Below are 25,757 nucleotides of genomic sequence, written 5' to 3' on the forward strand. Positions count from 1 at the left end.
ACCCACCCACGCCCGCGCGGCTCAGCCAGCGGCGACGGCCTCCCACGCCACGGTCTCGCCGTAGCTGCGCTTGCTGAACGGGTCGAGCCCAGCGGGCCACGTCGGTTCGGCGGAGCGCTTGCTCCGCTCGACCACCACGACGGCACCGGCGGTCAACCGCGGCACGAGCGTCTCGAGCACCTCGGCGATCTCGTGCTCGGTCACGTCGTACGGCGGGTCGATGAACACCAGGTCGAACGTGCGCACCGTCCCGCGCAGGTACCCGAGCACCGGCTGCGGCTGCACGTCGATCCGCACCCCGGGGATTCGCTGCTGCACGGCCTTCGCGTTCGCCCGGCACGCCTGCGCCGCGGCCGACGCGCGGTCGACCAGCACGACCTCGACCGCACCGCGCGACGCCGCTTCGAGCCCGAGGGCACCGGTGCCGGCGTAGAGGTCCGCGACGGACGTGTCGTCGACGAGCCCACGGGCCTCCAACGACGAGAAGAGTGCCTCGCGCACCCGGTCGCTCGTCGGCCGGGTGCCGGACTTCGGCACACGGAGCGTCGTGTTGCCGGCGGCGCCGGCGATGATGCGGGTCATGCAGCCACCGTATCGGCCGGCGGCGTCGTCCACAGGCCGGACGGGAGGCACGTGGCACGTCGGTCGTGCCCGGTACCGTGGTGTCCGTGGTCACCACCGGAACCCCCGCTGCGCCGGCCGCGCCCGACCTCGGTCCGGCGCCCCTCGACGCGCGGCTCGCGAACGTGCTCGGTGGCCGGACCGCGTCCGCGATCGAGAAGGCGTTCGGCCACCGCACGGTGGGGGAGTTCCTCGAGCACGCACCCCGGCGCTACGCCGAGCGCGGCGCGCTGACGGCGCTCGACTCCCTGGCGATCGGAGAGCCGGTCACCATCGTGGCCGAGGTGGTCGACGTCCGCGAGCGCACGATGCGCGCCCGCCGCGGATCGATCCTCGAAGCCAAGATCGGCGACGGCAAGGGGCTGCTCACCCTGACGTTCTTCAACCAGGGATGGCGCACCAAGGACCTGGTGCCCGGTGCCCGCGGCATCTTCTCCGGCAAGGTCAGCGACTACCGCGGTGCCCGCCAGCTCGCCCACCCGGACTACGAGCTCTTCCACCCCGACGACCCCCGTGCCACGGCCGACCCCGGATCGGACGAAGCAATCCGGTGGTCACGGCAGCCGATCCCGATCTACCCGGCGACGGCCTCGCTCACCTCGTGGCAGATCGCGAAGTCGATGGGCATCGTGCTCGACACCCTGCCGGACCTGCCCGACCCGGTGCCGGCCTCGGCGCGCAGCCGGCTCGACCTCGTCCCGTTCCGCCGGGCGCTCGAGCTGCTCCACCGCCCCGAGAAGGTCGCGGACTTCAAGCGCGCGCAGGACGCCCTGCGCTACCGCGAGGCGTTCGTGCTGCAGACCGCCCTGGTGCAGCGCCGGATCCGCGCCCGACGCACCGCGGCGACCCCGCGGGTGGCCGTTCCCGGTGGCATCCTCGAGCGCTTCGACGCCACCCTGCCGTTCACCCTGACCGACGACCAGCGTGCCGTCGGCGCCGAGATCGACACCGACATCGCCCGCACCTGGCCGATGCACCGGCTGGTGCAGGGCGAGGTCGGCTCCGGCAAGACCCTCGTGGCCATCCGCGCCATGCTCACGGTGGCCGAGTCCGGTGGGCAGTCCGCCCTCATCGCCCCGACCGAGGTGCTGGCCGCACAGCACCTGCGGTCCATCGTGAAGTTCCTCGGACCGGACCTGGCGGCCGAGCTCCGTCCGGTGATCCTGACCGGGTCACAGTCCACCGACGAACGCCGACGGGCCCTGCTCGCCGCGGCGTCGGGCAGCTCGAGGCTGGTGGTGGGCACCCACGCGCTGCTCGGCGACCGCGTCGACTTCGCCGAGCTCGGGCTCGTGGTCGTCGACGAGCAGCACCGCTTCGGCGTCGAGCAGCGTGAAGCGCTCCGGACCAAGGGCGCCACCCCACCGCACGTCCTGGTGCTCACCGCCACGCCGATCCCGCGCACCGTCGCGATGACGGTGTTCGGCGACCTCGACGTCTCGACGATCACCGGGCTGCCCTCCGGTCGTGCCGGCGTCGAGACCTTCACGGTCCCGCTGGCGGAGCACCCCGGGTGGGAGTCCCGCATCTGGTCCCGGATGGCGGAGGAGCTCGACAAGGGGCGTCAGGCCTTCGTGGTCTGCCCCGCGATCGACGACGCCCACGCCGAGGACGACGGCGAACCCGCGCCCGCCGAGTCCGAGGACGACGCCCCCGAGCGCGCGCCGGCGACCGTGCTCGCCACCGCCGAGCGGATGCGCACGATGCCCGTGCTCGACGGCCGGCGGATCGCGGTGCTGCACGGCCGGATGACGGCGGAGGAGAAGGACCGCGTGATGACGTCCTTCGCCGCCGGCGACCTGGACGCCCTCGTCGCGACGACCGTGATCGAGGTCGGTGTCGACGTGCCGAACGCCGCGATGATGGCCGTGCTCGACGCCGATCGCTTCGGTGTCTCCCAGCTGCACCAGCTGCGCGGCCGCATCGGGCGCGGGCAGTGGGCGGGCGTCTGCCTGCTCGTCACCACCGCCGAGCTCGAGACCACCTCGCGGGAGCGCGTCGACGCGGTGTCCGCCTCGGACGACGGCTTCGAGCTCGCCCGGGTCGACCTCGAGCTCCGGCGCGAGGGCGACGTGCTCGGCGAGCGGCAGTCGGGCGGCCGGTCGTCGCTCAACCTGCTGCGCGTGGTCGAGCACGCCGACCTCATCGTGGACGCACGTGGCGAAGCCGAACGGGTCCTCGAACCCGATCCCGAGCTCGACGGGTCCCCGGCCCTACGCGAGGCACTGGCGCGCCGCCTCGACGAGTCCGACGCGGCGTTCCTCGGCAAGAACTGACCCCTGCCCGGACGCCCCGGCCTGGACCGGTATCGTCGCTGCCATGGCGCAGATCGCGGTGGTCCCCGGTTCCTTCGACCCCGTCACGCTCGGGCACCTCGACGTCATCGGTCGAGCTGCCGGGCTGTTCGACGAGGTGCACGTGCTCGTGGTGCACAACCCGGACAAGAAGCCCGCGATGTTCGAGGCGGTCGACCGCGTCCGGCTCATCGAGGAGTCCCTGGCCGAGGTCGGGACGCCCGGAACGGTCCGGGTCGGGGAGTGGACCTCCGGGCTCCTGGTCGACTACTGCCGGCAGGTCGGGGCGAAGGTGCTCGTCAAGGGCGTGCGGTCGGGCGAGGACGTCGCGTACGAGACCCCGATGGCGATCATGAACCGGCACCTCGCCGACGTCGAGACCGTGTTCCTGCTGCCCGACGCCTCGCGCTCCCACGTGTCGAGCTCGCTCATCCGCCAGGTGTCGACGCTCGGCGGTGACGTCACCCCCTACGTGCCGAAGGCCGTGGCGGCGGCCCTCGCCGCGCGCTGAAGCGCGCGCTGAGCCGCGCGCTGAGCCGCACGCCGAGCCGCAGGCACGGTCGCCCGACGCGCGGACACACCCCCGCCTGCCTCGACTCTCGGCTGCGTTCACGCTAGAGTTGACGATCGTGTCTTCCCACGTGAACAGCCCCTACGCCCTGCGCGTGCGCGACCTGGCGCACCGTCCGGGCGAGATGCGCGAGCACTCGCTCGACATCGTGGTGCCGGACGCGCTGGGAGCCGGTGTGATCGCGGTGCGCGAAGGTGCTCCGCTGCGCATCGACCTGCGGCTCGAGGGCCTGCACGAGGGTGTCCTCGTGTCCGGTCACGCCTCGGCCGACGCGACGGGGGAGTGCTCGCGCTGCCTCATCGACATCAGCGAACCCGTCGAGGTCGATTTCGCCGAGCTGTTCGCGTATGATGCCTCGGAGGATTTCGACTTCTTCGTTCGCGATGACCACGTGGACTGCGAACAGGTCGTTCGAGATGCGGTGGTGCTGGCGCTGCCGTTCCAGCCGGTCTGCCGACCGGACTGCCCAGGCCTCGACCCGGTGACGGGCGAGCGACTGGCCGACCTCGATGAGCAGCCCGTTCACGAGACCCTGGACCCGCGCTGGGCAGCCCTCACCGGCATCCAGCTCGAAGCAGCCGAGTGTGCCGCCCACGGCGACACCACCGACACGAAGACCACCGAGGGCGAGGAGCGGGCCGAGGCCGAGTAGGCCCCGACACCGCCAGCCCCCGTACCGACCACCGACCAACCGAAAGAGATTCACCATGGCCGTTCCCAAGCGCAAGCAGTCCCGTGCGAACACGCACGCCCGTCGTTCGCAGTGGAAGGCCACGCCGATCCAGCTCGTCAAGACGATCGAGAACGGTCAGGTCACCTACAGCCTCCCGCACCGCGCGAAGGTCGTCGAGGACTCGGCCGGCACCCCCCTGTACATGGAGTACAAGGGCCGCAAGGTCGCCGACGTCTGATCGGACCGAACGCATGACGACGACGTCCGGCGCAACGGGGTCCCGCCCCGTTGGGCCGGACGTCGTTCGTCTGCAGGGCCAGCTCGGGGTCGACATCGACCTCGAGCTGCTCCAGCTCGCCCTGACGCACCGCTCCTACGCCTACGAGCACGGGGGCATCAAGCACAACGAGCGCCTCGAGTTCCTCGGCGACTCGATCCTCGGCCAGGCCGTGACCGTGAAGCTCTACCGGTCCTTCCCCGACCTCGACGAGGGTGACCTCGCGAAGCGTCGAGCCAGCCTGGTGTCGACGGTCGCCTTGGCCGAGATCGCCCGGATGATCGGGCTCGGCCAGTACCTGCGCCTCGGCAAGGGCGAGGAACAGACCGGCGGCCGCGACAAGTCGTCGATCCTCGCTGACACCGTCGAGGCCGTCATCGGCGCCACCTACCTGTCCGCGGGCCCCGACCCGGCGACCGACCTCGTGCTCCGCCTGGTCGAGCCGCTGATGATCGACCCCGACCGGTTCGGCGCCGCGATGGACCCGAAGACGAGCCTGCAGGAGCTCGCGGCGAGCCTCTCGCTCGGCAACCCGGCCTACCGCGTCACCGAGACCGGCCCGGACCACGACAAGACCTTCAGCGCGACCGTCGTCCTGCAGGGCGAGGACATCGCGGTCGGCACCGGCTCGAGTAAGAAGGCCGCCGAGATGTCCGCGGCGCTCGACGCCTGGACCCGGCTGTCCGGCCGAGCGGCCTGACCGCGTGCCCGAACTCCCCGAGGTCGAGGTCGTCCGCGCCGGCCTCGAACCCGCGGTCAGCGGCGCTCGGGTGCTGCACGTCGACGTCGTGGACGACCGAGCGCTCACCCGGCACGACGGACCGGCCGAGGACTTCGCCGACCGCCTGACCGGTCGCACCATCGCCGCAGCAGTCCGTCGGGGCAAGTTCCTCTGGATGCCGTTGGAGCCGGAGCACGAGGGCGACCGGCCCGAAGCGCTCGTCGCCCACCTCGGCATGAGCGGCCAGATCCTGCTCGGCCGCGGTCGACCGGCGGCGAAGCACCGCCGCATCCGCATCGACGTGCAACCCGTCGGCACCGCCCGCGACGGCACCACCGAACCCGCGGTCGAGCTCGAGTTCGTCGACCAGCGCACCTTCGGCTCGATGGCGATCGACGCGATGGTGCCGACGGTGGACGGCGCCCCCGCGGGGTTCGCCGGGCACGTCGACGCATCGGACCCCGGTGCCGTGTGGCGCCGGAGCGTGCCGCAGCAGGTGTCGCACATCGCCCGAGACCCGCTCGACCCCGCGTTCGACGACGACCGCTTCACCGCCATCGCCCGGAAGCGTTCGAGCGGCATCAAGCGGATCCTGCTCGACCAGGGCGTCGTGAGCGGCATCGGCAACATCTACGCCGACGAGTCCCTCTGGGCTGCGAGGCTGCACTACGACCGACCGGCCGAACGGCTGACCCGTGCCGACCTCGCACGCCTGCTGCACGAGGTGCGCAGCGTCCTCCGGCGGGCGCTCGAGGACGGCGGGACGAGCTTCGACGCCCAGTACGTCAACGTCAACGGGCAGTCGGGGTACTTCTCGCAGCGGCTGAACGTCTACGGGCAGCAGGGGAAGCCCTGCCCCCGCTGCGGCACGACGATCGTGCGCGAGGCCTTCATGAACCGGTCGAGCCACATCTGCCCCGTGTGCCAACCGCGTCCCCGCGCTCGCACGCGTTAGCCTGACGCCCAGCAGCACCACAGCGCCGCACGAGCGAGCACACCCGGAGACCGCATGTACTTGAAGAGCCTGACCATCAAGGGGTTCAAGTCCTTCGCGCAGCCGACGACGTTCGCGTTCGAGCCGGGGGTCACCTGCATCGTCGGCCCGAACGGGTCGGGCAAGTCCAACGTCGTCGACGCCCTGGCCTGGGTGATGGGTGAGCAGGGGGCGAAGACCCTCCGCGGCGGCAAGATGGAGGACGTCATCTTCGCGGGCACCTCGACCCGCGGGCCGCTCGGCCGTGCCCAGGTGCTGCTGACGATCGACAACACCGACGGGCTGCTGCCGATCGACTACTCCGAGGTGACGATCGCGCGCACGCTGTTCCGCAACGGCGGCAGCGAGTACGCCATCAACGGCGAGAACTGTCGACTGCTCGACGTGCAGGAGCTCCTGAGCGACACCGGGCTCGGCCGCGAGATGCACGTCATCGTCGGGCAGGGGCAGCTCGACAAGGTCCTGCACGCCACCCCGGAGGACCGCCGCGGCTTCATCGAGGAAGCCGCCGGCATCCTGAAGCACCGTCGCCGCAAGGAGAAGACCCTCCGCAAGCTCGACGCGATGCAGACGAACCTGACCCGCCTGTCCGACCTCGCGGGCGAGATCCGGCGCCAGCTGAAGCCGCTCGGACGCCAGGCCGAGGTCGCCCGCAAGGCCCAGTCCGTCGCCGCCGTCGCGCGGGACGCCAAGGCCCGCATCCTCGCCGACGACGTCGTCCGACTGCGCCGGGAACTGCACGACCACCAAGAGGTCGAGGCTGGTCGCAAGTCCGAGCGCATCGTCCTGACCGAACGACTCGACCAGACCCGGGTCCGCCAGCAGCACGTCGAGCAGAGCATGGTCGGGGACGACGTCGACCGCGCCCGGACCGTGGTGCACCGTCTGGAGAGCGTGCAGGAGCGCCTGCGCGGGCTGTCCAGCCTGGCGAACCAGCGGCTGATGTTCCTGGCGCAGCAGGCCGACGCCCCGCAGCAGGGCCCCTCGATCACCCCGGAGCGGGTGGCGGGTGTGCGTGCCGAGGCCGATCGTCTCGCCGCCCGCGCCGACGAGATGCAGGGCGGTTCCGCCGAGACCGCCCGTGCGGTGCAGGCCGCCCGTGACGCGCTCGACGCCCTCGACGAACGCATCGCCGCGCAGGCCGCCCGGGTCTCGCAGCACGACCTCGAGGCGCAACGGCTCGCGAACGCCGTCGACGTGGCCCGGTCGAAGCGCGGGTCCACGGTCGCGGACCGTGAACGTCGCGAGCGCGCCCTCGCCGAGGCGGGCGAGCGCGCCGAGCGTGCGACGGCGGCTCTCGCCGAACTCGGCACCGATCCGTCCGAGGGCGTCGACGACGATGCCCTCGCCACCACGCTCCAGGCGGCTCGTGCGCAGTTGGAGACTGCTCAGGCCTCCCGCGACGAGCAGCGCGACCGGCTGCACGCCCTCGAGCGCGAGCGAGATGCCCTCGACGCGCGGGTCGCGGCGCTCGGCATGTCGATCGACGTCCGCGACGGTTCGCAGGCGCTCATCGACGCCGGACACGCGGGCATCGTCGGGCGCCTGGCCGACGCGCTCACGGTGACGCCCGGGTTCGAGGGCGCCGTCGCCGTCGCGCTCGACGGGCTCGCCGACGCCGTCCTCGCCGACGACCGGTCGGTCGCGCTCGACGCCGTCGACCACGCCCGCTCCGCGGACATCGGTCGCATCGACGTCGTCGTCGCAGACGCCGAGGTCGTCCCCACGGACCTGCCGGACACGCTGCCGGCCGGCGTCCGCCGTGCACTCGACCTGGTGCAGGGCCCGCCGGCGATCGCCGCGATCCTGCGGAACACCCTGATCGCGGACGTCCCAGCGCGCGAGGACGAGGACGAGTACGAGCACGAGGACGGACACCCGGACACGCTCGACCTGGAGGCCGTGCTCGCCGCCGCCCCCCAGGCGACGGTCGTCACCCGTGCCGGCGACCTCGTGCGCGCCGTCCGCGTGACCGGCGGCGGGGAGCGCGTGACCTCGCGGATCGAGCTCGTCGCGGAGCGCGACGACGCCGTGACGCGACGCGACGCCATCAGGGCGGACGCCGAGGACGCAGCCACGGGCCTCCAGGCAGCACGCACCGCCGTCGAGGACGCACGCCGCCGCGCGGACGAGGCCGACGCTGCGTCCCGCGCCCACGCCAAGGCGACGGCCGAGTACGACCGGGCCAGCGCCTCGTCGCGGGCGAAGGCCGAGAACGCGGCGGCCGAGGTGGAGCGCCTGCGCGCTGCCCTCGCCGAGACCGACGGCGCCGTCGAGGTCGTCGAGGCCGCCCTGACGGAGGCCGAGACGGCGCTCCACGCGTTCGCCGAGCAGGAGCGTCCCGTCGTCGACGCCTCCGAGCGTCCGGGCCTGCAGGACGCACTCGAGGCCGCACGCGCCGCCGAGGTCGAGCAGCGCATCCAGGTGCAGACCGTGCGCGAGCGCGTCCGCGCCGAGCGGCACCGTGCCGACCAGCTCGAACGCCAGCTCGAGGCGGAGCGCGCGGCGGCGGAGGAAGCAGCGCGTCGTGCGGTGATCCGCCGCGGGCAGATCGAGACCGCCGAAGCCGTCCTCGCCGACCTGCCGGGTGTGCTGGGCGCCGTCGACCGGTCGCTGGCCGAGGCACGCGTGCAGCTCGCGACCGAGGAGTCCGAACGGTCGAAGCGGAACACCGAACTGCAGGCGATCCGGAACGAGGAGCGCGAGCTCCGCGACCGGCTGCAGACGATCACCGACGGCGTGCACTCACTCGAGATGGAGATCTACGAGAAGAAGCTGCACGTGTCGGGCGTGCTCGACCGGGCGCTGAGCGACCTCGGGCTGACCGAGGCCGTGCTCGTCACCGAGTACAGGCCGACCGTGCCGGTGCCGGTCGACGTGCTGGTGGACCCGCGGGTGCTCGCACGGAAGCACCGCGACGCCGAGCGCGCGGCGGCTGCCGCGGCGGGGCTCGACGGGCCGGCGGACGGTGCCACGGCGCCGGTCGACGAGGCGGAGACCGACACCGACATCGTCCCCGACGACGGCACGGCGGACCTCGACACCAGCGCCGGCGACGACACGGTGGCGCTCGTCGACGCCGATTCGACGTTGCCCGGCGGCCCCGCCCTGCCCGAGTTCGACGTCACCGACGAGGTCGACCCCGACGACGTCGAGACCGTGCCGTACGTCCGCGCCGAGCAGGAGCGCCGCCTGCAGGCCGCCGAACGCGACCTCGGGCGGCTCGGCAAGGTGAACCCGCTCGCGCTCGAGGAGTTCCAGGCCCTGGAGCAGCGGCACGCGTTCCTCGCCGAGCAGCTCGAGGACCTGCAGAAGACCCGCACCGACCTGATGACGATCATCGACGAGCTCGACACGAAGATGCAGACGATCTTCGAGTCCGCGTTCAACGACACCAAGGACGCCTTCGACGTCATCTTCCCGATCCTGTTCCCGGGCGGCTCCGGCTCGATCACCCTCACCGATCCCACCGACCTGCTCGGCACCGGGATCGACGTGCAGGTGAAGCCCGCCGGCAAGAAGATCGACCGCCTGACGCTGCTGTCCGGTGGCGAGCGGTCCCTGGCCGCAGTGGCGCTGCTCGTCGCGATCTTCACCGCCAGACCGTCGCCGTTCTACATCATGGACGAGGTCGAGGCCGCCCTCGACGACGCCAACCTCGGTCGCCTGCTGACGGTGTTCGAGCGGCTCCGCGAGTCCTCGCAGCTCATCGTCATCACCCACCAGAAGCGGACGATGGAGATCGCCGACGCCCTGTACGGGGTGTCGATGCGGCAGGACGGCGTGTCCGCCGTCGTCGGGCAACGGGTGCAGCGGCGCGAGCCCGCCGACGCGGTCGCGTAGCCGTCTGGCTGGCCGGCCGGTTGGCTGGCTGGCTGAGACTCGCGCTGAGCGACAGTTCACGCGCTCCGGAGCGCGTGAACTCTCGCCCAGCCCGAGACTCGGCGCGCGCGTCCCGAGACTCGGGGACGGACAGACGGGAGGCACGGTGCCAGCTGGCACCGTGCCTCCCGTCCGCGTTGCCGCCCGTCCAGGGCGTCGCGACTACTCCGCGTCGGCCGCGACCGACTCCTTCGGCTCGCCCGTCGGGGTGAGCCCGCGCTCCTGACGCTTCTTCGAGACGACGAGCGAGGCGGTCGTCGCGACCGCGATGGTCAGCATGATGAAGCCCAGCGAGAACCAGATCGGGATCTCGGGCGCCCACTCGATGTGCTCGCCGCCGTTGATGAACGGCAGTTCGTTGACGTGCATGGCGTGGAAGACGAGCTTCACACCGATGAAGCCGAGGATGACCGCGAGGCCCTGACCGAGGTAGATCAGACGCTCGAGCAGCCCGGCGATCAGGAAGTACAGCTGCCGCAGGCCGAGCAGCGAGAACGCGTTCGCGGTGAACACGATGAAGGCGTCCTGGGTGAGCCCGAAGATCGCGGGGATCGAGTCGAGTGCGAACAGCACGTCGGTCAGACCGATCGCCACCATGACGAGCAGCATCGGGGTGAACAGGCGCTTGCCGTCGACCTTGGTGGTCAGGCGGTCGCCGTCGTAGTGGTCCGACGTCGGGATGATGCGCTTCAGGATGCGGATCAGGCGGGAGTCGCCCTCGTCGCCACCGTGGTCGTTGCCACTGCGGGCCTGCGACCACGCGAGCCAGAACAGCAGCGCACCGAACAGGTAGAACACCCACGAGAAGTTCTCGATGATCGTGACGCCGAGGGCGATGAAGATGCCTCGGGCGACGAGTGCGATCGCGACGCCGACCAGCAGGACCTTCTGCTGGAACTCCTTCGGCACGGCGAAGCTCGTCATGATGATGAGGAAGACGAACAGGTTGTCGACCGACAACGCCTTCTCGGTGAGCCACCCGGCGAAGTACTCACCGCCGGCCTGTCCGCCGCCGAAGACCAGGATGCCGAAGCCGAACAGGATCGCGAGTCCGATGTAGAACACGGACCAGAACGCGGATTCGCGGATGTGTGGCACGTGCGGGGTACGCACGTGCGAGTAGAAGTCGAACACCAGCAGGGCGAGGATGCCTGCGATGGTGAGGAGCCAGACGAAGAGTGGGACGTCCACGGTTTCCTTCAGGTAGGCGACGTACGAGTGCGTGTCGTGGGACGACACGTGGGTACGCCGAGGCCTGAAGGTCTCTTCCGCCGTGTCGCACCGGATCCGGTGCTGCACGACCGGCGCCCCGGGACCGGATCGTTCCGGGCCGTACTGACGGGGTCACCGAGAGGGAATACTCCCCTTCGTGAGACCGAGCATACCGGGCACAGCGGACATGCGCCGCGCTCTAAGCTGGGAGCATGGCGAGTTCCTGGTCACTGTCCTCACGGCTGCGCGGCCTCTTCCAGCGCAAGACGATCGACGAGACCACGTGGGAGGACCTCGAGACCGCGCTGATCGGCGCCGACTTCGGTCCGGACATCTCCGAGGCGATCATCGAGGACCTGCACGCGCGCGTCGACCGGTACGGCACGACCGACCCGGCCGACCTGCAGCGCATGCTGCGGGAGGTGCTCGAGGAACGGCTGTCGAAGCTCGACACCACGCTCAAGCTCAGCGCGCGGCCCGCCGTCGTGCTCGTCGTCGGGGTGAACGGTGTCGGCAAGACCACGACGATCGGCAAGTTCGCCAAGTTCCTGAAGACCTACGACCGCACGGTCCTCGTCGGTGCGGCCGACACCTTCCGTGCTGCCGCGGTCGAGCAGGTCGCGACCTGGGCCGAGCGCGCCGGCGTCGACGTCGTCCGGCCGTCGCAGCCCGGGCAGGACCCGGCCTCGGTGGCGTACCAGACCGTCGAGAAGGCGATCCGCGACAACACCGAGATCGTCGTCATCGACACCGCCGGCCGCCTGCACACCAAGGCCGGCCTGATGGACGAGCTGACGAAGATCAAGCGCGTCGTCGAGAAGCAGACCGAGATCAGCGAGGTGCTGCTCGTCCTCGACGCCACGACCGGGCAGAACGGCCTGGCCCAGGCGCAGGCGTTCATCGAGGGTGCCGGGGTCACCGGCCTCGTCATCACCAAGCTCGACGGCTCCGCGAAGGCGGGGTTCGTGCTCAGCGTGCAGGAGAAGACGGGCATCCCGATCAAGTTGATCGGCCAGGGTGAGGGCATCAACGACCTGACCGGTTTCACCCCGCACGTGTTCGTGCAGAACCTCGTCGGCTGATTCCGGGTACTGTCTCCGCAGTACAGGGATCGTCCAGGTACACCGGAAGGAGCCCCTCAATGCCCGCTCTCCTGATCATCGCGATCATCGTCGGCCTCGTCCTGCTCTTCAGCGGCATCTTCGTCGGTGCGCTGAAGTTCCTGCTGTGGGTCGGGATCGTCCTCATCATCCTGGCCGTCATCGGTTGGCTCCTCAGGAGCATCCGCGGTCGCGCATAGCGCTCGCGTCGCCCTGAACGGGCGGATGGACGAACGGGAGGCACGGTGCCAGCTGGCACCGTGCCTCCCGTCTGTCCGTGCCCGAGTCTCGGGCCGCGCGCGCCGAGTCTCGGCCTGGGCGACACTTCTCGCGCTCCGGAGCGCGAGAAGTGTCGCTGAGCGCGAAACTCGCGCAGCACCGCGCGAGACTCAGACCGCCTGGCGACCCGGCGCCGCGTCGAGCAGGTGCGACAGGTGCTCGGGAACCGAGCCGCCGCGCGCGACCGTGGCGCGCGCCCACAGGCGTCCGGCGCGGTACGACGACCGGACGAGCGGGCCGGCGAGCACCCCGGCGAAGCCCATCTCCTCGGCGACCTCGCGCAGCGCGACGAACTCTTCCGGCTTGACCCAGCGCGCCACCGGCAGGTGCCGCGGCGACGGGCGGAGGTACTGCGTCAACGTGATGATGTCCGTGCCGGCGTCGAACAGTCGTTGCAGCGCGTCCTCGATCTCGATGCGCTCCTCGCCCATGCCGAGGATCAGGTTCGACTTCGTGACGAGTCCCGCTTCGCGACCCTGCGTGATGACGTCGAGGGAGCGCTCGAACGTGAACGCCGGTCGGATCCGCTTGAAGATCCGCGGCACGGTCTCGACGTTGTGGGCGAAGACCTCGGGTCGGGCGTCGAACACCTGGCCGAGCTGATCCGGGCGGCCGTTGAAGTCCGGTACCAGGATCTCGACGCCGGTGCCGGGGGAGTGCTCGTGGATCTGGCGGATGGTCTCGGCGTAGAGCCAGGACCCGCCGTCGGCCAGGTCGTCGCGGGCGACTCCGGTCACGGTGGCGTACTTCAGGCCCATCGACACGACCGAGTCGGCGACCCGGCGGGGCTCGTCGCGGTCGAGCGGCTCGGGCTTGCCGGTGTCGATCTGGCAGAAGTCGCACCGGCGGGTGCACTGCGAGCCGCCGATCAGGAAGGTGGCCTCGCGGTCCTCCCAGCACTCGAAGATGTTCGGGCAGCCGGCCTCCTGACAAACGGTGTGCAGCTGCTTGTCCTTGACCAGGGCGGACAGCTCGCGGAACTCCGGGCCCTGGGTGGCACGGGTCTTGATCCACCCGGGCTTCGTCTCGATCGGGGTCTCGGCGTTGCGGGCCTCGACGCGGAGCATCCGGCGGCCTTCGGGGGCGAGGGTCATACGAGGGTCTCCTGTCGAGCGGGCGCAGTGCTGGTGGCTGCGGTGCTGGTGGCTGCGGTGCTGATGCTCGCGGCGCTGCGTGCCGCGCGGCTGATCCGGTCGCCGCTGCGCATGCCGTGCTCGGCGGCACGGATGCGGTCGACCACGACGTCGGCGAGGTCGGCCACCGTGACGGGGTGCCCGGCGGCGGCGCTCAGCGTCGTCACCCCGGCGTCGGCGATGCCGCACGGCACGATCGCGGCGTAGGCGTCGAGCGCGTTGTCGCAGTTGATCGCGATGCCGTGGGTCGTCACGCCGTCGGCGACGTGCAGCCCGATGGCGCCGACCTTGGCGGGTGGCGCGCCGGTCGTCGGGACGGCCCCGGTCGTCGGCGACGACGTCCACGCGCCGCTCCGGCCGTCGATGCGCCGTGCGTCGACCCCGACGGTCGCCGCCGCGTCGATGATGACCTGCTCGAGGTCGCGCACCCATGCCACGACGTCGATCGGAACGGCCAGTCGGACGATCGGGTAGGCGACGAGCTGCCCCGGGCCGTGCCAGGTGATGCGTCCGCCCCGGTTGACGTCGACGACCGGGGCGCCGTTCGTCGGCAGGTCGGACGGCTCGGTGCGCCGGCCGGCGGTGTACACGGACGGGTGCTCGCACAGCACGAGGGCCCCGGGGGAGCGGCCGGCGACGACGTCGGCGTGGAGGTCCCGCTGCAGCGCGAGTCCCTCGGCGTAGTCGAGCAGCCCGGCAGGCCGCACGATCTCGAGTTCCGGCATGCGAGCGAGCCTACGACGGTTTCTGGACGGAGTACAACAACGGGGGCGACCTTGACCTGAACCGTGGTTGAGGGCTTCGGATGGCGAACATGGACATCCGCCAGGCACAGCTCGCCACCCGCTCGCTCGACGACACCGCCCGGTTCTGGGAACAGCTCGGCTGCCCGGTCGACCGCGCCGACGGAGTCGTCGAGGTCGCTGTGGGGTCCACGCGCCTCCTGTTCCGGGAACTGCCGTCGATGACCGGTGCGCTGCACCTCGCGATCACGATCCCGGCGGGCACGTTCGACGTGGCTGCCGAGTGGATCGCCGGGATCGCGACGGTGCTGGTCGACGCCGACGGGCGTGACGAGTTCGAGGGCCCGCCGAACTGGAACTCGCGATCGGTGTACTTCGAGGGACCGGACCAGCAGCTGCTCGAGCTCATCGAACGGCGGGATCTCGCCGCTGGGGCAGGTGCGACCCGTGCCGGTGTGTCCACCGGGCCGCTGCCGCTCGTCTCCGTCAGCGAGGTCGGCATCGCGGTGCCCGACGTTCTCGGTGCCGTCGGGACACTGCGCCGCGCCGGACTCGAGCCCTACGCCAACCCGGCAGGCGAGGGCTTCGCCGCGGTCGGCGACGTCGACGGTCTCGTCATCCTGGTGTCGTCGGAACGGCGCTGGTTCCCGACCGGTGACCGCCTGCCGTCGACCGCGCCGGTGGTCCTCGACGTCGGGCTGGACACCCCGGTCGAGCTCACGCCCGGCGTGCTGCTGCGCTGACCGACCAGGACCCGCGCTCCGAGCCTTGTAGAATCGACGGATCATGGCGCAATTCGGTTCACTCTCCGATCGGCTGACCGAGACCTTCCGCAATCTGCGGAGCAAGGGTCGGCTGACTCCGTCCGACGTCGACGGCACCGTCCGCGAGATCCGGCGGGCGCTCCTCGACGCCGACGTCGCGCTCGAGGTCGTCAAGGCGTTCACCGCTTCCGTGCGCGAGCGTGCCCTCTCCGACGAGGTCAACCGCGCGCTGAACCCGGCGCAGCAGGTCGTCCAGATCGTCAACGAGGAACTCGTCGGCATCCTGGGCGGGCAGCAGCGTCGCCTCGAGTTCGCGAAGAAGCCGCCGACGGTCATCATGCTCGCTGGTCTGCAGGGTGCCGGTAAGACCACCCTCGCCGGCAAGCTCGGCAAGTGGCTCAAGAAGGACGGCCACACCCCGATGCTCGTCGCGGCGGACCTCCAGCGTCCGAACGCTGTGCAGCAGCTGCAGGTCGTCGGCGAGCAGGCCGGCGTCCACGTCTTCGCGCCGGAGCCCGGCAACGGCGTCGGTGACCCGGTCAAGGTCGCCAAGAACGCCATCAAGGCCGCGGTCGACCAGCAGTACGACACCGTCATCGTGGACACCGCCGGTCGTCTCGGTGTCGATGCCGAGCTGATGAAGCAGGCCGCGAACATCCGCAAGGCCGTCGACCCCGACGAGGTCCTGTTCGTCATCGACGCGATGATCGGTCAGGACGCCGTCGTCACGGCCCGCGCGTTCCAGGAAGGCGTCGACTTCACCGGTGTCGTGCTGTCGAAGCTCGACGGCGACGCCCGCGGTGGTGCGGCCCTGTCGGTCGCCAGCGTCACCGGTCGCCCGATCATGTTCGCCTCCACGGGTGAGGGCCTCGACGACTTCGAGCCGTTCCACCCGGACCGCATGGCGAGCCGCATCCTCGACCTCGGCGACATCATGTCGCTCATCGAGCAGGCCCAGTCGGCCTTCGACGAGGACGAAGCCCGCGCGGTCGCCGAGAAGATCGCGTCCGACTCGTTCACGCTGAACGACTTCCTGCAGCAGATGCAGCAGCTCCGCAAGGCCGGCTCGATCAAGGGCATGCTCGGCATGCTCCCGGGCGCCAAGGGCATGCGCGAGGCGCTGGACAACTTCGACGAGCGCGAGATCGTCCGCACCGAGGCGATCATCCAGTCGATGACGCCGAAGGAGCGCGAACTCCCGAAGCTCCTCAACGGCTCGCGTCGACTCCGCATCGCCAAGGGTGCCGGCTCCACGGTCACCGAGGTCAACGCCCTCGTGAACCGGTTCGAGCAGGCCGCGAAGATGATGAAGACCGTCGCCCGTGGTGGCGTGCCGCAGATGCCGGGCATGGGTCCGATCCCGGGCATGCACGGCGGCAAGAAGCAGCAGCAGGGCGGCAAGAAGAAGTCGAAGGTCGGCAACCCGGCCAAGCGTGCGGCGATCGCCGCCGGTACCGCTGCCGCTCCGCAGCAGGCGCCGAAGGGCTCCGGCCTCGGCCTCGGCGGTGCCGCCAAGGGCGGCAAGGCGCCGACCGAGGAAGAGCTCGCGAGCCTGCAGAAGTTCCTGGGGCGCTAGTCGCGACCGCTGACGGACGGGAGGCCCGGTGCCAGCTGGCACCGGGCCTCCCGTCCGTCTGCGCGCACCTCGCGACGTTCCTTCCCAGAACGGGCGCGATGGCAGGCGGCATCGGGCGTACCTGGTCGGAAGTAACGACCCGGTACGCCCGATCCGACCAGTTACGCGGAGCGGCCCGGGGTCACAGCGACTCGCGGAACTCCGTGACCAGGTGGCGGACGACCTCACGCAGGTCACCGCCGTGCTCCTGCGCGACCCGCAGCTGCCGCTGGTACGACGCCCCGTTCGCGATCATCGTGTCGAGGTGGTGCAACTCCTGCTGGCAGCCGAGCCGCTCGGCCACCGGGTCGAGCCGCTGCACCAGGTCGTGCACCTCGTCGGTCACGAGCCGCTCGTCGCCGGCGGCATTCGTGATGATCTCGGCCTCCATGCCGTAGCGGGCGGCGCGCCACTTGTTCTCGCGGATGAACCACGGCTGCATCGTCGGCAGGGTCTCGCCGGCGTCGAGCCGGTCGGACATCGTGGTGACCAGGCACTGCACGAGCGCGGTGACGGCACCGACCTCGTGCAGGGTCGAGATGCCGTCCGACACCCGGTTCTCGAGCGTGCCCCACTTCGGCGACGGGCGGATGTCCCAGCGCAGGTCCTTCACGCTGTCGATGACGCCGGTGTGCGTGAGGTCGCTCACCACCTCTTCGAAGTTCGCCCAGGCCCCGAGGGCGGGCGGCAGGCCACCGGTGGGGAGCTGCTGGAACATCAGCGCGCGGTTCGAGGCGTAGCCGGTGTCGATGCCGGCCCAGAACGGGCTCGACGCGGTGAAGGCCTGCAGGTGCGGGACGTACGCGAGCATCGCGCCGAGGATCGGCAGGGCCTTGTCGCGGTCGTCGATGCCGACGTGCACGTGCACACCCCAGATGAGCATCTGACGGCCCCACCAGCGCGTCCGGTCGATCAGGGTCGTGTAGTGCTCACTGTCCGGGGTGATCTCCTGCTGGTCCCAGACGGCGAACGGATGCGTGCCGGAGCACATGACCTGGGCGTCGAGCGGCTCGGCGGCGTCGATGACCTCGCCGATGATGCCCGACAGCTCGCTCGTGGCGTCGCCGACCCGGGAGTGCACGCTGGAGACGACCTCGACGGTGTTCGTCAGGAGTTCCTCGGTCACCCGCTCGCGGTCGCCGATCCGTTCGTGCACGGCCGCGATGACGGCAGGGGCACGGGGCGTGAGGTCGCCGGTCGACAGATCGACCAGCGGCAGTTCCCACTCGACGCCGATGGTCGACGGAGGGGACTCGGTGAAGCGGATGTCCATGCTGTACATCCTGCCCGGAAGGTTGTCGGACACGCACAACGACGGCGGGTTCTGGTCGTGCGGATCCGATTCACAGTAGTTCCACACCGGGCGTACCGTTGATATGTACAGAGCAGGAAGAGGTACGCATGCAGTTGGTCGTGCGCGGCACGTCCGCACCACTCGTCGGTGAACTCGACGTCCCGGTCTCGAAGTACCACGCGCACCGCGCGCTGGTGCTCGCGTCGCTGGCGAAGGGGACGAGCATCGTCTCCGGCATCAGCGCCACCCGTCAGGTCGAGTGGACCGTCGGCACGCTCCGCGCCCTCGGCGTCGACGTGAAGCGTCGCGGGGACGAGTACCACGTCACCGGGCTGGGCGGCCGGTACGCGGCCACCGACGTCGTCGACCACGGGTCCCGTGGCGCCGACGGCATCCTGAACATGGGGTCCTCCGGCACCACGCTCTACTTCATGACGGGTCTTGCGTCGCTCGCCGACAAGCCGATGACGCTCGCCGGCATGAAGTACTTCCAGCGCCGGCCCATCAAGGCACTGCTGACTTCCCTGACCCAGATGGGCATCGAGCTCGAGGCGACGAACGACTGCCCGCCCGTCACCGTCCAGCCGAAGCGCCCCCGCGGCGGTGACGTCACGATCGCCGGCACCCTGTCGCAGTGGGTCTCCGGCCTGCTGCTGGTGGCCCCGTTCGCCGAGCAGGAGACCCGGATCCACATCACCGGCGACCGGCTCAACGAGCAGCCCTACGTCGAACTGACCGTCCGGATGATGCGACAGTTCGGCCTGACGGTCGAGGTCTCCGACGACTGGCTCGAGTACCGGATCCCGGCGAACCAGCAGGCCTCCCCGCACGACTACGTCATCCCGCCGGACATCGGCTCCGCCGCGTTCGGCATCGCCGCGGCCGGCATCCGCGAGTCGAACCTGCTCCTGCGCGGCATGACGGCCTTCACCACCGCCGAGACCGACCACCCGGAGAGCGAGTTCCTCGACCTCGCGACGGCGATGGGCGTCCCGATGCGGATCGACGAGGAGACCGGGTTCGTGCGCATCGAGCACGACGGCTCCCCGCTGCGACCGCTCGACATCGACTGCCAGCCGATCCCCGATCTGCTGCCGGTGCTGTCGACCATGGCCACGTTCGCCGAGGGCACCACCCGGCTCTGGAACGTTGCCCACATCCGGTTGAAGGAGTCCGACCGTGTCGCCGCGATGCTGCAGCTCAACCGCATGGGCGGCCGGGCCGAGCAGGGTGCGGACGAGCTCCGCGTCACCGGCGTCGGGGCCGAGGGGCTCCACGGCGCGCAGATGTCGTCGTTCAACGACCACCGCGTGCTCATGTCGCTCGCCGTCGCCGCCTCGAAGGCGCGCGGCACCTCGGGGCTGACCTACCCGCGGGCCTACCGGATCTCGTACCCGACGTTCCTCGAGGCGATGAACTCCGTCGGCCTCGACATGGAGGTCGGCGACGCCCTCGCCGCGCAGATCGCTCGCGACGACCGGGCCGACGCGGCCGAGGCCGCCGAGATCGCCGACGCCCGCACCGACCTCGGCGAGCGCACCGACGGGGAGCGCACCGACGGCGAGCGCACTGACGGCGAGCAGCAGCCGCTCGCGCCCACGACCCTGGAGCCGCTCGCGCTCGCCGGTGTCGACGCCGACCCCCTCGTGCTGAGCGAGAAGGTCCGCGCGCTCGCGACGACCGATCCCGACGGCCTCGCGGTCATCGAGGTCGGCGGCGCAGCACCCGTGAACACCACGTGGCGGGAACTGCAGGACGAGGCCGACAAGGTCTCCGCGCTCCTGCTCGAGCTCGGGGTCCGCACGGGCGAGTCGGTCGCCATGCAGCTGCCGAACTGGCGCGAGTTCGTCTCCATCACCCTCGGGGCGATCCAGATCGGGGCGGTCGCGACGCCGATCATGCCGGTGTTCGGTCCGCGCGAGACGACGATGACGCTCGCCCGGTCCCGCGCCCGCGTGGTGTTCCTGCCGAACGTGTTCCGCAAGCGCCGGCCCGCGCTCGAGCTCCTCGACGTCATCGACGAGGCGAAGGCCCAGCAGCGCCGGCTGTCGGTCGAGCACGTCGTCGTGCTCCGGTCCGAGGCGCGCGGCCAGGTCGACGCCCCGACCAACCAGCCGCCGCTGCCGGCCGATGCCCTGGACCGGGTGGCCGCGAGCGACTGGCACTGGCGCTACTTCGACAACGCCCTCGACGCCGTGCACGTGGACGTCGACGAGATCACCTCGCGCGCGCCGGGCCCCGACGACGTCTGCCAGCTGCTGTTCACGAGCGGCACGACGGGGGAGCCGAAGGGCGTGCAGCACCCGCACCGCACCCTCGGTCTGGCCACGGCCATGCACGTCGCGCAGTCCGGTCTGACGAGCGCGGACCGGATCTACATCCCGTCGCCGCTCGCGCACCAGACCGGGTTCCTGTACGGCATGCTGCTGGCGTTCCGGCTCGGTGCGCCGCAGGTCATCCAGCCGGTGTGGGACGGCACCGTGGCGCTCGAGCAGGCGTTCGGCGTCGCGAAGGCGTCGTTCGTGCAGTGCGCGACCCCGTTCCTGACCGACCTCGTGGACCTGGTCGAAGCCGGTGCCGCCCAGCCCGAGTCGCTGCGGATCTTCGTGCCGACCGGTGCCGCCGTGCCGCGGGCCCTCGCCCAGCGGGCCGCGACGGTGCTCGGCACGGCCATCCTCGGCGCGTTCGGCACGAGCGAGACCTGCCTCGGCGCCCTGTCCAGCCCGAGCGACGACCCGGCGGCAGCGTACGGGCACGACGGTCGTGCGCTGCCGGGCATCCGGATCCGGATCGTCGACGACGAGGGCCACGAGCTCCCCGCCGACACCGAGGGCAACTTCGAGCTGCACTCGCCGACGATGTTCGACGGCTACCTCGACCGCCAGGACCTGACCGACGACGTCTTCACCGAGGACGGCTGGTACAAGACCGGCGACCTGGCGAAGGTCGACGCGAACGGCTTCCTGTCGATCACCGGCCGGATCAAGGACGTCATCAACCGTGGCGGCGAGAAGATCCCGGTCGTCGAGATCGAGAACCTGCTCTACCAGCACCCCCTGGTGACCGACGTGGCGATCGTCGCGATGCCGGATGCCCGACTCGGTGAGCGTGCCTGCGCGTTCGTCGTGCCGGCCGCCGGTGCCGAGCGGCTCGACTTCGCGGCGTTGCAGCAGGCGCTCGACAAGGCGGGCGTGAGCAAGTACTACTGGCCGGAGCGGCTCGAGTACATCGACGAACTGCCGCGCAACGCCGTCGGCAAGGTCCAGAAGAACGTCCTGCGCGAGCAGGCGGCCGCGCTCGTCGCGACGAAGGAGAACTGAGAGATGACGATGGTCACGGAGCCGGACACCGAGACGGCCTTCCAGCAGCTCAAGGCCGAGGTCACCGAGTGGGTCCGCGGCCGTGGTGAGGAGTGGGCCGACGAGATCGAGCGCACCGGCCAGGTCGCCCCGGAGCTCTTCCAGGAGCTCAAGGACAAGGGGTGGCTGTCGCTCGCGGCGCCGACCGAGCTCGGCGGACGGGGCATCCCGTTCTCGCGCTACCTCGAGATCATGGAGATCGTCTCCCGCTCGCACGCGTCGATCCGCATGCTCGTCCACGTCATCAACGGCACGTGGCGCGCCATGGCGCCGTACGCGACGCCCGAGCAGATCGAACAGGTCGTGAAGCCGAGCGTCGCGGGCGACAAGCTCGTCGCGTTCACCCTGACCGAGGCCACGGCCGGCACCGGCGCGGACATCCGCACCACCGTCCGCCGCGAGGGCGACACCTACGTGATGAACGGCGAGAAGCACCTCATCACGTTCGGCGTCAAGGCCGACTACTGGCTCATCGCGGCCCGCCTCGAGGGCACCACCGGCCAGGACGGCACGGTCGCGTTCCTCATGCCGAACTCCGGTCTGCCGGGTGCCGAGGTGATCGACGACTCCGACACCATGGGCATCCGCGGTACCGACCACGCGATCCTGCGCTTCACCGACGTGCCGGTACCGGCCAGTGCGCTGCTCGGCGCCGAGGGCCAGGGGCTCGAGGTCGCGCTCGGCGGCTTCCTGCTGCCGAGTCGCGTGTCCGTCGCGATGAGCGCCGTCGGCCTCGCCGAGCGCGCGAACGAGCTCGCCGTCGAGTACGCGAACAAGCGGGAGACCTTCGGCAAGCAGCTCTCCAGCCGCCAGGCGATCCAGTTCTACCTGGCCGAGAACTACGCCGACATCGCCGCCGCCCGCGCCCTGGTGCTCGAAGCCGCCCGCGCCTACGAAGAGGACCGCCCGGACGCCGGCACGCTGTCCAGCGCCTCGAAGATGGTCGCGGTCGACATGCTCGCCCGCGTCACCGACAAGGCCCTGCAGGTGCACGGCGGCCAGGGCTACTGGAAGCGCAACGCGATCGAGCGCGTCTACCGCGACGCGCGCGCGCAGCGCTTCGAAGAGGGCACCAACGAGATCCAGAAGCTGGTCGTCGGCCGCGCCGTCGTCACCGGCAAGGCCGGGTTCTAGACAGCAACCACCCACCGGACGGGAGGCCCGTGGCAGGCCCGCCCCGCGCCTCCCGTCCCTCCCCACGCACGTAGAGGACCGCAGTGACCGACAACACCAACGCACCCATCGCATTGATCACGGGCGCTTCGCGCGGCATCGGCCGCCTGCTCGCGCAGAAGCTCGGCCAGCGCGGCGTGACAGTCGTGGTCACGTACAAGGGCAACTCCGACCTGGCCGAGGAGTCGCTGGCCGACGTCAAGGCCGCCGGCGGCGACGGCATCACCGCGCAGGTCGACATCGAGCAGCCGGAGTCGATCGACGCTCTGTTCGACCTGGTGCGGGACACCTACGGTCGCCTCGACCACTTCGTCGCGAACGCCGCTGCCAGCGCGTTCAAGCCGGTCAAGGAACTGAAGCTGCACCACCTCGACCGCAGCTACGCCACCAACGCCCGCTCGTTCGTGCTCGGGGCGCAGCGTGCCGCCGAGCTGATGGACCGCGGTGGGCGCATCGTCGTCGTGACCTCGTACGGATCGCTCCGCGCGTTCCCGACCTACGCCGCGCTCGGCGCCGCGAAGGCCATGAGCGAGTCGTACATGAAGTACATGGCGGTCGAGTTCGGTCCGCGCCAGATCACGGTGAACGCGGTCAACGGTGGCCTGATCGACACCGACTCGCTCGAGTACTTCTACACGAAGGTCCCCGGCCAGGCGCCGATCGACTCGGTGTTCGAGAAGCTCCCGCTGCAGCGCCCCGGCACCGCCGACGACATGGCGGACGCGGTGGACTTCCTGCTGTCCGACAAGGCCGGCTACATCACCGGCCAGGTGCTGTCGGTCGACGGCGGCCTGACCGTGATCGCCCCGCCGTTCTGGGCGGACACGACGTCGCCGCTGCGCGACGCGGTGCTTCCTCCGGCAGAGTAGGGGCATGAGCACCGTCGCCATGCCCGAGCTCGCCGTCGTCTCTTCGCCGTGGACCCTCGGCCCCCTGACCCTGCCCAACCGGGTCGTCATGGGGTCGATGCACACCGGACTCGAGGTGCACGACGACGGTGGGGCCGGCATGGCGGCGTTCTACCGCGAACGTGCCGCCGGCGGCGCCGCCTGCATCATCACCGGCGGCATCGCGGTGAACGACGAGGCCCGGGGCGGCCCCGACTTCGCCGTGTTCGGTGTCGGGGGAGCGGACGAGCGGTTCCGCGCCGCGGTCGACGCCGTGCACGACGAGGGCTCCACGATCCTCGCGCAGCTGTTCCACGCCGGGCGGTACGCGCTCGCCGCGGGGATGGTCGACCGGCACGGGGACCCCCAGCGCGTGGTGGCACCGTCGGCCCTGCCCTGGGCGGCCGCCCGTGGCGTGGTGCCGACCGAGCTGACGCCGGCCGAGATCGAGCGCACCATCGAGGACTTCGCCGCCGCGGCCCGGTCCGCGCGCGACATCGGGTTCGACGGCGTCGAGATCATGGCGTCCGAGGGGTACCTCATCAACCAGTTCCAGTCGCCGCTGACGAACCTGCGTGACGACGAGTGGGGCGGTTCTCCCGAACGCCGACGCCGCTTCACGATCGCGGTGGTGTCGGCCGTGCGTGCCGCGGTGCCGGACCTCGCCGTGACGATCCGGCTCTCCGGCGCCGACCTGATGCCCGGTTCGTCGTCCGAGGACGACGTCGACGCGCTGGTGCACGACCTGCTGCCGCTCGGGCTCGACGGCATCTCGGTGGGGATCGGCTGGCACGAGTCCCGCACGCCGACCGTGCAGGCCGCCGTGCCGCACGGTGCCTGGCTCGCCTACGCCGCGCGCATCGCCGGGGTCGTGCGCGCCTCGTCGTACCCAGACGTCCGGGTGATCGCGTCGAACCGGATGACCGACCTGCGCGACGGTGAGACCGTCCTCGCCGACGGGAGCATCGACGCCGTCGCCCTGGCCCGACCGTTCCTCGCCGACCCCGCACTCGTGAACCGGTCGCTGGCGGGCCGGTTCGCCCTGGTGAACACCTGCATCGGCTGCAACCAGGCCTGCCTCGACCGCTCGATCGTCGCCGCGCCGGTGTCCTGCCTGGTGAACCCGCGCGCCGCCCGCGAGGTCGCGTTCCCCGCGCGTCCGACCACCGACCCCAAGCGCGTCGACGTCGTCGGCGGGGGACCGGCCGGACTCGCCGCAGCCGTCGACGCCGCCCGACGGGGCCACCACGTCACCGTGTGGGAGGCCGCCGACCGGCTCGGTGGCCAGTTCGGCCTCGCCGCGCTCGTCCCCGGCAAGGAGGACTACGCCGCCACCGTGCGGGCTGCCCGCGCCGAACTCGACGAGCGGGGGGCCACGGTGCACCTCGGCCGCCCGGCGACGCCCGCGGACCTCGCCGACAGCGACGCCGTGGTGCTCGCCGCCGGGGTGGTCCCGCGCGACGTCGACATCCCCGGTGCACACCTGCCGCACGTCCTGTCGTACGAGCAGGCGCTGCGCGATGGCGTGCCGGCCGGCACCGTCGCGATCATCGGTGGCGGCGGCATCGGCGTCGACACCGCGGCGTTCCTGACCGAGTCGCCGGACGAGTCGGTCCGCGCCACCGAGTTCGCGGCGCGCTGGGACCTCGACGTCTCCGAGGAGCTCGTCGGTGACGTGCCCCAGCGGCTGCCCGCCGCGTCGCGCACGATCCGGCCGGGCTCCGACGTCACCGTGCTGCGCCGATCGGGCAAGTTCGGGCAGGGCGTCGGGATCACCTCGCGCTGGGTCGCCATCGGTCGCCTCCGTGACGCCGGGGTGCGCATGGTCGGTGGCGTGCAGGAGTACCTGCGCATCGAGCCCGGTGTCCTCTGGATCCGCGACGAGCACGGCGAAGAGCGCGCGATCCCGGCGGACAACGTCGTGGTCTGCGCCGGGCAGGAACGCGCGATCGACACCGAGGGTGACGTGCCTGACGGACTCGTGACGGGCCTCCAGGCCGCCGGTGTGCCGTTCGCCGTCGTCGGCGGCGCACGCGACGCACGGAGCGTGGACGCGGTCCGCGCGACGTCCGAGGCCCTCGAAGCGGTCCGGCGACTCGCGCCGTAGCGCGTCGGCTCGCATCGCGGCCCGGAATCTGTAAGAATGAACGGTCGAATCGCCGCAG

General features: G+C 71.1%; 20 protein-coding genes. 15 read left to right on the top strand and 5 right to left on the bottom strand.

The window, feature by feature from the left end; translation table 11 throughout:
• Positions 1–21: 21 nt before the first annotated feature.
• On the bottom strand, positions 22–582 hold the full coding sequence (locus tag ABH929_RS10470) for an RsmD family RNA methyltransferase (protein WP_404561162.1): 561 nt from the start codon (positions 580–582) through the stop codon (positions 22–24).
• 86 nt (positions 583–668) lie between these two features.
• On the opposite strand from ABH929_RS10470, the gene ABH929_RS10475 reads away from it, so the two are divergent.
• The 7 genes from ABH929_RS10475 (at position 669) to ABH929_RS10505 (ending at position 9,994) form a co-directional block, all read left to right on the top strand.
• Positions 669–2,897 carry an ATP-dependent DNA helicase RecG gene (locus ABH929_RS10475; protein ID WP_404561163.1) on the top strand — a complete coding sequence of 743 codons (2,229 nt, stop codon included), beginning with the start codon at positions 669–671 and terminating at the stop codon, positions 2,895–2,897.
• Positions 2,898–2,940: 43 nt separating this feature from the next.
• The gene (gene coaD / locus ABH929_RS10480; protein WP_111086053.1) at positions 2,941–3,426 is read left to right on the top strand and encodes a pantetheine-phosphate adenylyltransferase; all 486 of its coding nucleotides are present in this window, start codon (positions 2,941–2,943) and stop codon (positions 3,424–3,426) included.
• 130 nt (positions 3,427–3,556) lie between these two features.
• A complete protein-coding gene (locus tag ABH929_RS10485; protein WP_404561353.1) occupies positions 3,557–4,138 on the top strand; it encodes a YceD family protein in 582 nt (193 codons plus the stop codon).
• Positions 4,139–4,193: 55 nt separating this feature from the next.
• On the top strand, positions 4,194–4,397 hold the full coding sequence (gene rpmF, locus ABH929_RS10490; RefSeq protein WP_017888273.1) for a 50S ribosomal protein L32: 204 nt from the start codon (positions 4,194–4,196) through the stop codon (positions 4,395–4,397).
• A 13-nt stretch (positions 4,398–4,410) separates the two neighbouring features.
• The gene (rnc, locus tag ABH929_RS10495) at positions 4,411–5,136 is read left to right on the top strand and encodes a ribonuclease III (protein WP_228506018.1); all 726 of its coding nucleotides are present in this window, start codon (positions 4,411–4,413) and stop codon (positions 5,134–5,136) included.
• Between the two features lie 4 nt (positions 5,137–5,140).
• Positions 5,141–6,112, top strand: a complete 972-nt coding sequence (mutM, locus tag ABH929_RS10500; protein WP_404561166.1) for a bifunctional DNA-formamidopyrimidine glycosylase/DNA-(apurinic or apyrimidinic site) lyase — start codon at positions 5,141–5,143, stop codon at positions 6,110–6,112.
• A 54-nt stretch (positions 6,113–6,166) separates the two neighbouring features.
• On the top strand, positions 6,167–9,994 hold the full coding sequence (locus ABH929_RS10505; protein ID WP_404561167.1) for an AAA family ATPase: 3,828 nt from the start codon (positions 6,167–6,169) through the stop codon (positions 9,992–9,994).
• Between the two features lie 201 nt (positions 9,995–10,195).
• Here the strand turns inward: ABH929_RS10505 and ABH929_RS10510 are convergent, their stop codons facing one another.
• Positions 10,196–11,224, bottom strand: coding sequence for a TerC family protein (locus tag ABH929_RS10510; RefSeq protein ID WP_123312276.1), 1,029 nt, complete (start codon positions 11,222–11,224; stop codon positions 10,196–10,198).
• 233 nt (positions 11,225–11,457) lie between these two features.
• On the opposite strand from ABH929_RS10510, the gene ftsY reads away from it, so the two are divergent.
• Together ftsY and ABH929_RS10520 are read left to right on the top strand one after the other, a co-directional pair.
• Positions 11,458–12,327 carry a signal recognition particle-docking protein FtsY gene (gene ftsY, locus ABH929_RS10515; protein ID WP_111086057.1) on the top strand — a complete coding sequence of 290 codons (870 nt, stop codon included), beginning with the start codon at positions 11,458–11,460 and terminating at the stop codon, positions 12,325–12,327.
• 59 nt (positions 12,328–12,386) lie between these two features.
• The gene (locus ABH929_RS10520; RefSeq protein WP_139199230.1) at positions 12,387–12,545 is read left to right on the top strand and encodes a DUF4175 domain-containing protein; all 159 of its coding nucleotides are present in this window, start codon (positions 12,387–12,389) and stop codon (positions 12,543–12,545) included.
• Positions 12,546–12,734: 189 nt separating this feature from the next.
• Here ABH929_RS10520 and lipA read toward each other — a convergent pair whose 3' ends face one another.
• Together lipA and lipB are read right to left on the bottom strand one after the other, a co-directional pair.
• Positions 12,735–13,718 (bottom strand): lipoyl synthase, encoded by a 984-nt coding sequence (gene lipA / locus ABH929_RS10525; protein WP_263091505.1) that lies wholly within the window; start codon positions 13,716–13,718, stop codon positions 12,735–12,737.
• A complete protein-coding gene (gene lipB, locus ABH929_RS10530; protein WP_263091506.1) occupies positions 13,715–14,482 on the bottom strand; it encodes a lipoyl(octanoyl) transferase LipB in 768 nt (255 codons plus the stop codon). The genes lipA and lipB overlap by 4 nt, the downstream gene beginning before the upstream one ends.
• A gap of 89 nt (positions 14,483–14,571) precedes the next feature.
• Between lipB and ABH929_RS10535 the strand changes: the two genes are divergently transcribed.
• On the top strand, positions 14,572–15,243 hold the full coding sequence (locus tag ABH929_RS10535) for a hypothetical protein (RefSeq protein ID WP_404561170.1): 672 nt from the start codon (positions 14,572–14,574) through the stop codon (positions 15,241–15,243).
• A 43-nt stretch (positions 15,244–15,286) separates the two neighbouring features.
• Positions 15,287–16,840 (top strand): signal recognition particle protein, encoded by a 1,554-nt coding sequence (gene ffh, locus ABH929_RS10540; protein ID WP_111086061.1) that lies wholly within the window; start codon positions 15,287–15,289, stop codon positions 16,838–16,840.
• Between the two features lie 181 nt (positions 16,841–17,021).
• Here the strand turns inward: ffh and ABH929_RS10545 are convergent, their stop codons facing one another.
• A complete protein-coding gene (locus tag ABH929_RS10545) occupies positions 17,022–18,161 on the bottom strand; it encodes a glutamate--cysteine ligase (RefSeq protein WP_185021391.1) in 1,140 nt (379 codons plus the stop codon).
• A gap of 119 nt (positions 18,162–18,280) precedes the next feature.
• Here ABH929_RS10545 and aroA point away from each other — a divergent pair, with 119 nt between their 5' ends.
• From aroA to ABH929_RS10565, 4 genes are all read left to right on the top strand, one after another.
• On the top strand, positions 18,281–21,493 hold the full coding sequence (gene aroA / locus ABH929_RS10550; protein WP_404561173.1) for a 3-phosphoshikimate 1-carboxyvinyltransferase: 3,213 nt from the start codon (positions 18,281–18,283) through the stop codon (positions 21,491–21,493).
• A gap of 3 nt (positions 21,494–21,496) precedes the next feature.
• Entirely contained in the window at positions 21,497–22,666 is a 1,170-nt protein-coding gene (locus tag ABH929_RS10555) for an acyl-CoA dehydrogenase family protein (protein ID WP_404561175.1), read from the top strand.
• An 83-nt stretch (positions 22,667–22,749) separates the two neighbouring features.
• Positions 22,750–23,574 (top strand): SDR family oxidoreductase, encoded by an 825-nt coding sequence (locus tag ABH929_RS10560; protein WP_404561177.1) that lies wholly within the window; start codon positions 22,750–22,752, stop codon positions 23,572–23,574.
• A gap of 4 nt (positions 23,575–23,578) precedes the next feature.
• Positions 23,579–25,699 carry an FAD-dependent oxidoreductase gene (locus ABH929_RS10565; protein WP_404561179.1) on the top strand — a complete coding sequence of 707 codons (2,121 nt, stop codon included), beginning with the start codon at positions 23,579–23,581 and terminating at the stop codon, positions 25,697–25,699.
• The last annotated feature ends 58 nt before the right edge of the window (positions 25,700–25,757 follow it).

Origin of the sequence: Curtobacterium sp. AB7, assembly GCF_044909335.1 — a bacterium.
In the GTDB taxonomy this organism is placed as follows: domain Bacteria; phylum Actinomycetota; class Actinomycetes; order Actinomycetales; family Microbacteriaceae; genus Curtobacterium.

What these genes read in the sequence shown, in the direction of transcription:
- ABH929_RS10470 (WP_404561162.1), bottom strand. Translation starts at nt 582, where the DNA reads ATGACCCGCATCATCGCCGGCGCCGCCGGCAACACGACGCTCCGTGTG.
- coaD (WP_111086053.1), top strand. Translation starts at nt 2,941, where the DNA reads ATGGCGCAGATCGCGGTGGTCCCCGGTTCCTTCGACCCCGTCACGCTC.
- rpmF (WP_017888273.1), top strand. Translation starts at nt 4,194, where the DNA reads ATGGCCGTTCCCAAGCGCAAGCAGTCCCGTGCGAACACGCACGCCCGT.
- rnc (WP_228506018.1), top strand. Translation starts at nt 4,411, where the DNA reads ATGACGACGACGTCCGGCGCAACGGGGTCCCGCCCCGTTGGGCCGGAC.
- ABH929_RS10505 (WP_404561167.1), top strand. Translation starts at nt 6,167, where the DNA reads ATGTACTTGAAGAGCCTGACCATCAAGGGGTTCAAGTCCTTCGCGCAG.
- ftsY (WP_111086057.1), top strand. Translation starts at nt 11,458, where the DNA reads ATGGCGAGTTCCTGGTCACTGTCCTCACGGCTGCGCGGCCTCTTCCAG.
- ABH929_RS10520 (WP_139199230.1), top strand. Translation starts at nt 12,387, where the DNA reads ATGCCCGCTCTCCTGATCATCGCGATCATCGTCGGCCTCGTCCTGCTC.
- lipA (WP_263091505.1), bottom strand. Translation starts at nt 13,718, where the DNA reads ATGACCCTCGCCCCCGAAGGCCGCCGGATGCTCCGCGTCGAGGCCCGC.
- lipB (WP_263091506.1), bottom strand. Translation starts at nt 14,482, where the DNA reads ATGCCGGAACTCGAGATCGTGCGGCCTGCCGGGCTGCTCGACTACGCC.
- ABH929_RS10535 (WP_404561170.1), top strand. Translation starts at nt 14,572, where the DNA reads ATGGACATCCGCCAGGCACAGCTCGCCACCCGCTCGCTCGACGACACC.
- ffh (WP_111086061.1), top strand. Translation starts at nt 15,287, where the DNA reads ATGGCGCAATTCGGTTCACTCTCCGATCGGCTGACCGAGACCTTCCGC.
- ABH929_RS10545 (WP_185021391.1), bottom strand. Translation starts at nt 18,161, where the DNA reads ATGTACAGCATGGACATCCGCTTCACCGAGTCCCCTCCGTCGACCATC.
- aroA (WP_404561173.1), top strand. Translation starts at nt 18,281, where the DNA reads ATGCAGTTGGTCGTGCGCGGCACGTCCGCACCACTCGTCGGTGAACTC.
- ABH929_RS10555 (WP_404561175.1), top strand. Translation starts at nt 21,497, where the DNA reads ATGACGATGGTCACGGAGCCGGACACCGAGACGGCCTTCCAGCAGCTC.
- ABH929_RS10565 (WP_404561179.1), top strand. Translation starts at nt 23,579, where the DNA reads ATGAGCACCGTCGCCATGCCCGAGCTCGCCGTCGTCTCTTCGCCGTGG.